Origin of the sequence: Acetivibrio clariflavus DSM 19732, from assembly GCF_000237085.1 — a bacterium.
In the GTDB taxonomy this organism is placed as follows: Bacteria; Bacillota; Clostridia; order Acetivibrionales; family Acetivibrionaceae; genus Acetivibrio; species Acetivibrio clariflavus.
On record NC_016627.1, the window covers coordinates 3,275,345 to 3,287,681 of the forward strand.

9 protein-coding genes are annotated in these 12,337 nt (G+C 30.6%); all 9 read right to left on the reverse strand.

What is annotated here, in order from left to right:
• Positions 1–40: 40 nt before the first annotated feature.
• Positions 41–1,144 carry a glycosyltransferase gene (locus CLOCL_RS13770; RefSeq protein WP_014255913.1) on the reverse strand — a complete coding sequence of 368 codons (1,104 nt, stop codon included), beginning with the start codon at positions 1,142–1,144 and terminating at the stop codon, positions 41–43.
• A gap of 87 nt (positions 1,145–1,231) precedes the next feature.
• The gene (locus tag CLOCL_RS21180; protein ID WP_014255914.1) at positions 1,232–2,218 is read right to left on the reverse strand and encodes a glycosyltransferase; all 987 of its coding nucleotides are present in this window, start codon (positions 2,216–2,218) and stop codon (positions 1,232–1,234) included.
• 13 nt (positions 2,219–2,231) lie between these two features.
• Positions 2,232–3,431: a Coenzyme F420 hydrogenase/dehydrogenase, beta subunit C-terminal domain gene (locus CLOCL_RS13780; RefSeq protein WP_014255915.1), complete on the reverse strand. Its 1,200-nt coding sequence runs from the start codon at positions 3,429–3,431 to the stop codon at positions 2,232–2,234.
• A gap of 187 nt (positions 3,432–3,618) precedes the next feature.
• The gene (locus CLOCL_RS13785; RefSeq protein WP_014255916.1) at positions 3,619–4,860 is read right to left on the reverse strand and encodes a nucleotide sugar dehydrogenase; all 1,242 of its coding nucleotides are present in this window, start codon (positions 4,858–4,860) and stop codon (positions 3,619–3,621) included.
• Between the two features lie 895 nt (positions 4,861–5,755).
• On the reverse strand, positions 5,756–6,625 hold the full coding sequence (locus CLOCL_RS13790; protein WP_014255917.1) for a carbohydrate-binding domain-containing protein: 870 nt from the start codon (positions 6,623–6,625) through the stop codon (positions 5,756–5,758).
• Positions 6,626–6,649: 24 nt separating this feature from the next.
• Complete coding sequence (locus tag CLOCL_RS13795) at positions 6,650–7,519, reverse strand: CotH kinase family protein (RefSeq protein WP_081467056.1); 870 nt, start codon at positions 7,517–7,519, stop codon at positions 6,650–6,652.
• A 21-nt stretch (positions 7,520–7,540) separates the two neighbouring features.
• Positions 7,541–8,932, reverse strand: a complete 1,392-nt coding sequence (locus CLOCL_RS13800; RefSeq protein ID WP_014254049.1) for an IS4 family transposase — start codon at positions 8,930–8,932, stop codon at positions 7,541–7,543.
• Positions 8,933–9,054: 122 nt separating this feature from the next.
• Positions 9,055–10,617 carry an FN3 associated domain-containing protein gene (locus CLOCL_RS13805; protein WP_245532899.1) on the reverse strand — a complete coding sequence of 521 codons (1,563 nt, stop codon included), beginning with the start codon at positions 10,615–10,617 and terminating at the stop codon, positions 9,055–9,057.
• Between the two features lie 265 nt (positions 10,618–10,882).
• Positions 10,883–12,277 (reverse strand): sugar transferase, encoded by a 1,395-nt coding sequence (locus tag CLOCL_RS13810; protein WP_014255920.1) that lies wholly within the window; start codon positions 12,275–12,277, stop codon positions 10,883–10,885.
• Positions 12,278–12,337: the final 60 nt, after the last annotated feature.

Genomic DNA, 12,337 nt, shown 5'->3' on the forward strand with positions numbered 1-12,337 from the left:
ACAAATCTAATATCAAAACATATTTTTCTATATCCCAAAATTATCCTCTTTCAATTAAGGAATTATAATATTTAGCTAAAGCATCATACTCATTCTTAATATCGTACCCACTTTGTTTTATTTGATTTACTGCTTCGCCACGATTGACATTTTTTTCACACTTGGCTATTGCATTTGCCCATACTTTCGCACCACTTTTTATATCAAGCCTATGCATTAAATTAGTAACCTCAGTATCTTCCGGTACAGCAGTTGAACCAAAGCAAGGTAGCCCAGATGCCTGAGCTTCAATAAATACAATTCCCAATCCTTCAAATTTTGAAGGCAATAAAAAATAGTCCATCATTGAATACCACTCATTTACATTTTTCTTTACTCCTACAAAATATACTTTATTATCTATATTTCGAGCCTTTGCATATTCCTTAACCTGGTCCATCATCGAACCATTTCCGACCCATACTAACACTGCATTATTATTAATCAATAAAAACTCAGCAAAACAATCTAGCACAAATAACGGATTCTTTTGTTTATCTAAACGAGCTACTGTTCCAATAACAATCGTTGATTCTTCAATTTTTAATTCTCGCCTTATTTTTAATCTATGATCACTATTATACATAAAACGTTCAGGATCAATACAATTCTTCAGTATCGAATATTTCCTTTCACCAAAAATTGAATTACCTGCAGTTTTTGAGCAAGCCAAATAATGGGTAGCTCTTTTTACACAGAGTCGATTATATATAAATGAATTTAATGTACTTTTTAGCGTAAGATTATTTTTAGGGTTATGACTATGATATATCCTATATTTTATTTCTTCTTTCGATGCTTTTTTCAATATCCATGCACCATAAGGTCCACGAGCATTTACATGAATGATATCGTATTTATTATTCTTAAATATCGAATCTAAACATTTTTTTACTGATTTACTATACTTCATCTTCGAATAAGGAAGTACAAAAACTTTGCCATGTTGCATAGCTTTATTCATATAATCGCTATCTATATTTTGTAGCAAAAGAAAATCTATAGAAAATCCATTATCAATTAAAAAATCATAATAGTTCATAATGCAACTTGCAATCCCGTTACCTACCCTTAAATCTTTTAGTACCAACAATACACGTATCATTTTATCCTCCGTTTTAACTTAATTTCTTCAAATACTTTTTAGCCCGTAATTTTACAAATAAAAAACAAAGATTATACAGTTTTTTTCTTAAGCAAAATATAAATATTCTTTCTTGTAAAGAAAGATATTTACTATTAGCTTTTTTATTGCAGAAGCAAAGGGTTCTGACTCAACTAGTCTTTTTGCTTCAGCTATTCTTTCTTTTTTAGGTAATGGATTATTCTCATGAAAAAAGTAAAGACGCATACAAGAATACAATCTAGTACATATACGACAATTAAAACTGTTTATAACACTGTTCGGAAGATTATGTTTTTTTATCTGCCGCTGTAATTCCTCTATTTCAATTTTTGTTAAATGAACAATATCAGCATTATATTTATTGGTAATCGATTCATTATAGCACCTGTAATGATATAAAATTCGATTTAAATAATAAATTTTTCTAGCAGAATTAACAGCATCAGCATTAAACAAAAGATCTTGTCCTTTTCGTGCCTCCGGTATAAAAAACAACTTATTATTAATAATAAAATCTTTCTTATACACTTTATTCCAAACCGCTTTTATCGAAAAAGGATTTACTTTACCATTTTGAATCAATTTAAAAAAAGGTGCCTCTCTACAAGCATTAAGTAGTTCTTCATCACAAAAGCAACTTTTTATATTAAGACTTTCTACATATCCTCCATTCTCAAACTCTCTTGAATAATCAAACATAATTATATCTGCAGATTTTGCATCGCCTTTTATTTCATTAAGAATTGTAGTTACTGCGTTAGGTTCTATCCAATCATCGGGATCAACAAAAGTTAACCACGGAGTTTGGGTTTGTAAAATTCCAGAATTTCTTGCTGCGGAAACACCTGAATTCTGCTGATGGATTACTTGAATAATCTTATTTTTACTAGCATATTCATCGCAAATTTGTCCACAGTTATCTGGAGAACCATCATCAACCAGAATAATACGATATTCTTCAGAGTTTTGGTTTAGCATACTTTCAATGCTTTGCCTTAAGTATTCTTCTTTTATTTTATAAACTGGAACTATTATAGTAAGTAGCGGTTCCATCTCATAATCCTCCCTATTTCTTTACAATTGCCTTATATACTCTCTTCATTGCAGAATATATACCAGTTTTAGCACAAAAGACACGTATAAAGCGTTCCGCTACTACCTTCATGGAACATGGAAAATATTCTTCAAACAATTCTTTTCCGGATTTTGTTTTTGCATCAGAAAAAAATTGCTGTCTTTTAGGGTTCATATCAACAGATTGAAACATTTCTTTAACTCCGTCTGTCAATTTTTCAGGCGATACTTCCAAATATCGAAGACGACTTTTTATTTTCTCGAATACTTCTTGACCTTTAGAAGAATGAATTAAAACTCGTGTTGTACCTTTATCATCATCAAGTTCCTTACTAAAATTATAAACAGTAAAACAATCCCAAATTGTAAAATCACTTACTCTATATCTTTTCTTAAATGAACAATTATAACATGATGGTCGATCACAAATATTTGAAAAAAAAGCTCGCAACATCTGATCGGAATCGACACCTCTTGCATACAACTCCTGATTATTCTCTCCTGTGATTACCATGGCAGAATATTTGTATCCGTAATACTTATCCCTAAAACGAATGTTAGCAATTTTTTTACCAAGTTTCTCCTTTTGCATTTCTAAATATTTATTCCAAATTAACGGAGAAGGTACAGCATGACATACTACATCAACAGTAATCAAATTATCATATTCTCTTCTTAAATATGCCTTTAATCCTTCTATTTGACAAGGAGTTCCGCTATAACATACCAATCTTCCCTCTTTTAAATACTGCTCTGCTTCTCGATATGTATATTTTGTATTACTTTGTACGTATTTGCTGTTACGGAATTTCTTAAGTGATTCTATATCTTCAGCAGCCATATGTACAACTTGTAACTGATCATCGTATGCAGCTCCAAAAACTATTCCACCACATTCAATGACATATTGAGCTATAGCAGTAAAAGCTCCTCCTGCAGTACTCTCCTTACGGATTTGCTCATCACAGTGTTGTACTAAATATCCCTTTTGAACAAAAGGTTCTTCTTTTTTTAGATTTTTTACTGGACATACTTTACTGCAAATATTACATCTTATACACTTGTCAAAATCATCAACAATAGGGTATAAAAAACCTTCTTCATCTTCTTTCATTTTTACACAACGTGATGGGCATGCATTAGCACATGAACCGCAACCACAACATTCAACTTTATCAACAATTTTAATCAATGTCACTTCCTCTTTCTTCTAACATATAATACTTTTCTATTTGACTATCACGCTTGAATCTTTCGTGATTCCTACCATTTCCATTTTCATAAATTTATTTATTGAACAATATATGTGAAGATACCTCTATCCATTGCTTCAAATTCATAAAATAATTTTTGTCTTTCTTTCATTTAATTTTCCCATGTCAGTCTCTTCCAAAAATATCTCTTGTATATACTTTTTCCTTAACATCATCTAAGCAAGCATCATACCTATTTGCGATAATAACATTGCTTTGTAATTTGAATTTTTCCAAATCATTAACCACAAGGCTACCAAAAAAAGTATCTCCATCTTTTAAATTTGGTTCGTAAATAATAACAGTTGCACCCTTAGCTTTTATACGTTTCATAACTCCTTGTATTGAACTGTGACGGAAGTTATCACTATCTGTTTTCATAGTTAAGCGATAGACACCAATTACAACTTTTTTTTCACGTTTTGCATCATAGTCGATATTTTCATCATACGAGTAATAACCCGCTTTCTCCAATACACGGCTTGCAATAAAATCTTTTCTCGTCCTATTAGCATCAACAATAGCTTTCATAATGTTTTGCGGAACATCGTTATAATTTGCCAATAATTGTTTTGTATCTTTTGGTAAGCAATACCCTCCATAACCAAAAGATGGATTATTATAATGATTGCCAATGCGTGGGTCTAATCCAATTCCTTCAATAATTTGTTTAGTATTAAGCCCTCTCATTTCAGCATATGTATCCAGCTCATTAAAATAAGCTATACGTAGCGCCAAATATGTATTTGCAAAAAGTTTTATAGCTTCTGCTTCAGTTAAATCAGTAAATAGAATTGGAATATCTTTTTTGATTGCACCATCAACCAAAAGTGCTGCAAATTCCTTTGCCTTTTCTACCAATCGTTTATCATCTTGAGGTGCACCTACAATAATTCTGCTTGGATAAAGGTTATCGTACAAAGCACGTCCTTCTCTTAAAAATTCAGGGCTGAAAAAAATATTATTCGATCCTAATTCTTCTCGAATTTTCTTTGTATATCCAACAGGTACCGTAGATTTTATAACCATAATCGCATTTTGATTTATTTTCATTACCTGCTTTAAAACACTCTCTACTGAAGATGTATCAAAATAATTCTTAACCGGATCATAATTGGTTGGTGTGGAGATAATAACGTAATCAGCGTCCTTGTATGCACTATCTCCATCAGTTGTCGCTTTAAGATTTAATTTGCGAGTTGCTAAATATTCTTCAATTTCTTTGTCAACAATCGGTGAAATTTTGTTATTAATTTTATTTACTTTTTCTTCAATTACATCTACTGCTGTAACTTGATTTTTTTGTGCCAATAAAACTGCAATTGACAAACCTACATATCCTGTTCCGGCGACAGCAATCTTTAACAAAACTCCCCACCTCACTTTATTTGCTGTTTTGCTTAGCTTACACAAACAATACATTAACTAAACTAACTTGACTTATGTATTTTTTCACCTCTAAAAAACCCATAAAAAATCTCAATATAATATTCGCTATTGCACAGATTTATCAGCATATTTTCTTCAGATTACTTCATGAGAGGAATTTAAAGTACATTTATGTCTGGATCCAATTTTTAAATATTTTTCTTCCTTTCATCAACTTTTTTATAAAATAGACATAAATCTACTTTTTCACTTACCAAAACCGACAAGCTACAAAAGATCCTCTATATTTTCCATATTGACAGATAACGTGACCCCCAGCGATTATTCATCAACAAGTGCCTCTCTTCCATTCTGTTCTTTAAGTCATATATCTATATTATCTAGTAAATTGACTATATACTTTACATATACATTATTTAAATTACTACTTTCAACATGAATTTTCAATTCATCTTTTGTAATAAAATTATTTATAATCTTATTTTAACAAGCTATATGCTTCATCATCATTGTTAAATAAATATCTTTCCGAAGTTCTTTCAATATTTAACATGCAGTTATAAACTCAACATAATCACATAACTTTCCAAAATTGAATAAGCATGCTTTATTTACGAGATAAAGTTCATAATAAAATTATATACTATAAATTATATACCCAAATTACGTATTTGTAAAATACATCTGAACATTGAAAAATTAATACTTTCGTCATATAAATACCTTTTTACAGACTAATTTATCATTGATGTGCAATAGTAAAAAAGTGCAGGAATCCGACAAATAATGCTATAACGATAAATATTGATATGGTCAGCATTAACTGCTTTTTCTTCCTATAGAATTCGAATTGTTTATTTTATCAAATTATTCATTATTCAGACTCTAACGCACTAATACAACCCTCAGCTATACTCATAATACCTTCACACTTTACATCCTGTCCACCAACACTTACTTTAACATCTGCATTGTTAACAGTAACACTTCTTGTACTGTCTATTCCATCATCTTTTGCCTTAATCTTTATCCTACCTCCGGTTATATTTACAAAACCTTTATGAGCTTTCTCTGTATTATCTACCTTAATTCCATCAGCTTCTGCAGTTATATTAATATTACCGCCACTTATAGTCACACTGTCATTACCTTTTAATCCGTTATTAAAAGCTTTAACAGTAATATTTCCACCGGTTATTTTTAAATCATTGCTTGTCCCAATACCATTATTGTAATTTGCATTAACTATCAAACTTCCATTACCCTTTATAGTGATATCATCTCTGCTATAAATACAGGCATTAGGTTTATTATCCTGAGGGTTCTCAAATTCATAGAATTCAGCATCGGTCAAAACATTTTCTTTTCCATCAGCCAATTCAATTTTTACTTTTTCAGCACTTTTTATGTATATTGGAGCTGATTTTGTATTTGTTATGTTTACTCCATCTAACACTAATATAGCTTCTGATTCTTTGCCCACATCAACTAATATCTGTCCATCATTCCAAGTTCCGCTAAACGTATAAGACCCTGGTTTTGTAATCTTTACTTCTCTATCACCAACAGTTAATCCATCAATATTATCAGCATTCACTTTATCATTATCAAATACTATTTTTGCATTAACTGCTCCCGGAACAACTTCACTAGGTTGCACTACCTCTTGCTTCTTTTCACTACATCCTACTAAGACTAAAGCCATTAAAATACTTGTAATTAAAACTAGTTTTCTATTTATCACTTTCTTTTCTCTCCCCTTCTACCTTTATTTTTTATTGAATATTGCCTCAATAGTGCAATTCTGATTGTCAATAAGCTTAACAGATATAGATTGAGAATTCTTGTCTCCAACAATTTCTGCCCCTTCTATCTTCCAACCAGCAAAAGAATATCCTTCTTTAGGAATTGCTGTAACATTTATTTCGTAATCGGTAAAATATTTGCCGATCCATTGGCCATTTTTAATGTTATCATGTAATGTATTTAACTTAATAGTGCCTTGTTCAGGAGTAGTGATATTTAATGTTACATTAGTCAATTTACCTTTTAATTTAAAGAATTCTGCCATATATTTGGTAATGTATTCAAATCTTTTTTCAAAAAACTCTATCATTGAATCGTCAGGTTTATCTGTCACTTTATATAACTTTTCTATTACCACATCTTTATTGAAATTAAAATTTGCAAGATCCATAAATGTATTTACAAATTGTTTACAAAAATCTTCGTTTTTCATTAAATTAGTTATAAAAGGGTCTTCGTAAATTCCATATGTGTATGGAAAATCCTCTTTAAATGTATTAAAATCGTAAGTATATCTAACCCCTTTTTCTTTTTTATCTATACAAAAATCCAAATCAAACAACATCCATCGCCATTTGCCATCTTCATATAGATTACTAGACTTTGTTTCAGTTCTCCAAATTTGGGTATTTTTTATATACGAAAAATCAACATTATTTAGATAAATATTAGTACAATAGAAATCAATTAAACTTTGAATATCAACTCTCTCACATACATAATTATAGTTTTGTTGTACTGACATATCATAATTTTTTATAAAAAACAATAGATTCTTATAATCATCCAAACTACTCTTTTCCCCAGATTCAAGTGCTTCACCTTTTATAATACTAACATTATCTTTATTTAATCAACTTTCGCAGGAAACAACTGATAGCTTTGCCTTGATATGAACAGGCAAACAAGTGACAAAGTAGTTGAGAAACTCGTTGACTGTTTCCTTTGTCAAAAGCAGTTTTTCCTGTAAAGTAGTTTTTAAAGCCTCTATTATAAGCTGCAGTGCCTCATGGAATTTAATGTCCTCAAGTTCATCGCAGCAATAGTAGAACAAAGTACCAATAGTGCGTAAATCAGTATTATTGCGGTTCTCAACCGCTAACATAATGTACCTTGAAAAAACAATAGTTGTATGGGCAACCATCATATCATAAGAACGACCTTGAAATTCCTTAGCCAGCTTAAGGTATGACTTACACATCTTGAAGAATACCTCTATGTCCCAGCGTTTTCCGTATATCCTGATTATCTCTGTTTCGGGAAGACTAGTATCTGTAGATATGAGAGCTAGCCATTTACTCTTGTTTCTTCGGTCACGGACAAAGACAATTTTTGCCGGAATGTGGTTTCCTTCTTTATCGTGTAATTCTACCATAACTGAAGCAAGGTATTTTGATCTTCCTCTACGTTTCCTGACAGTTCGGTATATCTCTCTCAATGATTTTTTTTCACCATTGAAGTTATAGTAAATCTTGGGAGTATCCTTTACCATAGCTATCACATTAAGATTCATCTTACAAATTTTGATAATAGTAGCCGGAAAGGAGAACCAACTGTCAAATAAAACATATTTTGCTTTAATACCGGTAGCAACTGCTTGTTCCAGCATAGACAGAGCAGATTCCGGTGAAGTGGCTAAGGCATTCTGTCGGCGTTTAAAACCAACGGTTCTTTTATCTATAGTATTTTTCGCTGGATTAATGCAAACCCTTGGATTTGTTGAACTTAAAAGGTTGAAGGCCACAGGAATAAATGAATTACCGTCTGTCCAACCAAGTGTAAGCATACGAAAGCCTTTTTTATTCTTATTGCCGTCAGCATGATCTTTGACCCAACTTAAAAGCTCAACTGACTTGCTTCTTGTCCTACTGTAGAAGGAATCGTCAATTACAAAGGCATCAACCCGTTCATCTGACGTTAATCTATCGATATGATGATTTATGACCTTTGCAGAAAGCAAATATAAAAATCTTTGCCAGTTGATATGTATGGAATTTAAGAATCTGTAGACCACATCCCTTGCAAATGGTATATCAAAGCTTTCTGCTTTATAGTTCATAAACAGATTTTTGCCTGTAAAAACAAGTTCAAACAGTACTTTGAATACCGTAAGACAAGGAATACCTTTATCTTTATATGCGTTTGACTTTTTTAACAGATAGCCTACAGAAAACATTTTGAAAAAGTTATCAACTGTCAAAGAAAATCTATTTTCTTCCTTAACCTTCTGTGATACAATAGACATGTTCAAGAACCTCCAAATTGTCGATTTAATAGGGTTTGGGTACTTCTATTATATCACATAGAAGGGGGTTCTTGTACTTTTTTATTGCCCAAATCTATTGATTTTTCAATGTTCAGTGCACATTATTCACGTGCGAAAGTTGATTTATTTATTTTAAAATGCTCTTCTAAATAGTGAGTACTGTACCTCTCTAATATATGATATTCACCCCAGTATTCACCATCTATAAAAAGAATACATGGTTTTGACTTTTGCGTTGATATACTACGGTTAGAAACTAAACTTTGCAAAAAGCCCTCTTTATAGTTACATGCACGTAAAATAAATGATTTTGGGAAAGATAGCTCATTAAATAATGGAGTCAATAACCTATTATTACCATCATAAAATTTCCTTGCAAACACATTAAAACTTTTTTGTTGAAAGTTTCGAGAACCAGCACCTCGTATTCTTATGCCAAGCTTTTGTTCAAGAACTAAATTCCCTTTATCAAAATAACTGATTTCTGCGGGCCTCTCCCAAAGAAATCCTCTATTTTTCCAATTCAAAAAAGGTGCTTCGCCTTCTTTTTTACCAAGTTCCCATTCCTTATAATCAATCCCTTTAACATAAATACCTTTCTCTTCATCAAATAAATTATCTGGTTCTGTAACTAGAGAAATCACATTAGTATTCTTATATTTATCTAATCCTACAAAATAACTTTTTGTTACAATCTCACTACTATTACCATCTTTGTCATAAGCAATTGCCCTTATAATAGTTGCTTTATCAACTAATTCATTTGGAAACTTTTCTTTATAAATAGTTGTATCTTTTTTCATCCGATAAACATTCTCATTAGGAGTCGCATCTTTTACTAAAATAGGTCCTTCATACTTTATTGAATTTTTATTCGGTTCTGTACTATCTAGAGTATAATATATCTCTGTATCAGACTCAGATTCCAAATATAACATAAACGGATTACTATAAAACCCAGAATTGGCAGAAAAAACAGGAGGTTTAACAGTAACAAATTCTTTATTTTCTTCCAACGGAGTTCCTTTAGTAATTTTATAAACAACTTCATTATTTACTTCAAATCTGCTATAAGATTCATTACCTTTTAATTCTGGGTAAGTTATTCTATCTATAATTTTTCCAGTAGGAAGTGTAAGATATATAGATTCGCCTTTTGAAGTCAACTTAAAATTAGCATATAATATATTTGTATCAAAGCTTTCTAAAACTTCATCTCCAACTGCATATACAACTAAATACCCATTTGGTTTAATTTCAACATCTCCAAAGGTATATTTAAATAAATCAGTCTTTTTATCTGATAATCCAAATCCCAATAAATTGATAGTTCTATCAGTAGGATTATATAACTCTATCCAATCAAAACAATCACCATTTTCATCAGGCAAAAGGCTATCATTAGCGCCACATACCTCATTAATTACAATATTAGGCATTAAGTAGCTTGTCGGTTCAACATAATTATCACTCTTTATCATACCGCAATGCTTACATTTGTATAATGTATGCCCGTACTCTTTTTCAGTTGGTTCAACAGTCTTATATTTTTCAAAATGATGTATTTTAGATGTAAAATAAAAGTCCCCTATATAAAAAGTAATTGGTATAAGTAAAGAAACTATAATAGCAATAATTCTTCTTTTCTTTTTCATAGCTTCCATATTCAATTAATAAATAAACTCCCCTCTCTAATATATTGATTTTTTGTTGACAAAATTTCTCATATATAACTACTAGTATTATATTTTTACTTATATCTAATGTCAATTATATATGGTTTATTTTGTCTATTTTATTATATTAAAACCAATAAAAGTTTGCAAAAATAATATTTTTCAAAAAAAAACCTTTACTTTGATAATAAAAAACAAAGGTAATTATATCAAACAAATTCTAAATTCATTTACTAAAATAAAATATATGAATTTAGTAAGCATCTTTTCCTTTTAATACAACCAATATAGTTTTCAAAATTATTTTAATATCCAGCCATAATGACCATTCATCTATGTATTGAGTATCTAAACTTACAACTTCTTCAAAGTCCGTTATATTGCTTCTTCCATTTACCTGCCACATCCCAGTAAGACCAGGCTTGAAACTTATTCTCCTTCTATGATAATTTTCATATTTACTTACTTCATCAATTGTAGGTGGTCGTGTTCCTACAAGACTCATATCTCCTTTTAATACATTAAAAAATTGCGGTAGCTCGTCAAGGCTTGTCTTTCTCAAAAACTTACCAACTTTCGTAACTCTAGGATCGGACTTTATTTTAAACATTAATCCACCGCATACCTCATTTTGTTTCATAAGTTCTTTCTTTCTCTCTTCAGCATCCACATACATTGTCCTGAACTTATATATCTTAAAAATTCTACCGTTTAGCCCAACTCTTTCCTGCGTGAAAATAGCCGGTCCAGGAGAAGTTAGCTTAATTGCAGGAACTATAAATATTGATGCAATTCCTGTAATAATAAGACCAACAATTGCACCTATAATGTCTACTAGTCGCTTCATTGCAAGTTCAAAAGTATTTACACTTACAGAATGGAAAGTTATTACCGGTAAAGTGCCTATGTATTCCATATAAGTCTTTGCTATTTTTAAATCATACAAGTCAACAACCATCTTTACTGTAATACCCATCTCTTCGCACAGATGAACATATTTTCCGAACTCACCTGCATAACCGGTAGGCAATGTAAATATGACCTGATCCACAGGATTACTTTTCAATATATTTTCTAAATCATCTATGTATCCCAAAGTTTTTTTACTTTTAAAAGGTTTGTTGTTGTAAATGCTAACGTAACCTATTACGTTAATTTTTACATTCGTTTTTCTAATATAATAAGCATATTCCAAAGCTTTTTCAGGTACTCCCACGAAAATTACGTTTGCAGCATTAATGCTGCGGAATTTATTGATGAAATAGATATATATCATTCTCTCAATAACTGTAATAAAAACAGTGGTTATTATAAAGTTTACAAATAAAGTTTTGCTGCACATGGTTTCTTTTACGAAAAACATTACAAAGGTAAGAAACATTCCGGAAACAAATGAAGAGAATAAAATATTTCTGATAATCCTGTCATTATAATTAAAAGTAGTCTTATTGTACATATCAAGGCTCATCATAATCAATATCCATATAGGTATAAAAACAATAGGAACCCATATAAATTCCGAAATTCTATTTAATTTATCTAAATTTGAAGAAATATGATATGCTACAATATATGACAGAATCAAAAAAATTACATCAAGAAAGAATTGACCTAAATTAGCATAAGCTAGTTTGTTAGACTTGTACATATTTTTCCCCCTTGATAGTACAGAAATTATAAATAAATAATTGACTAGAAATACGCAAAT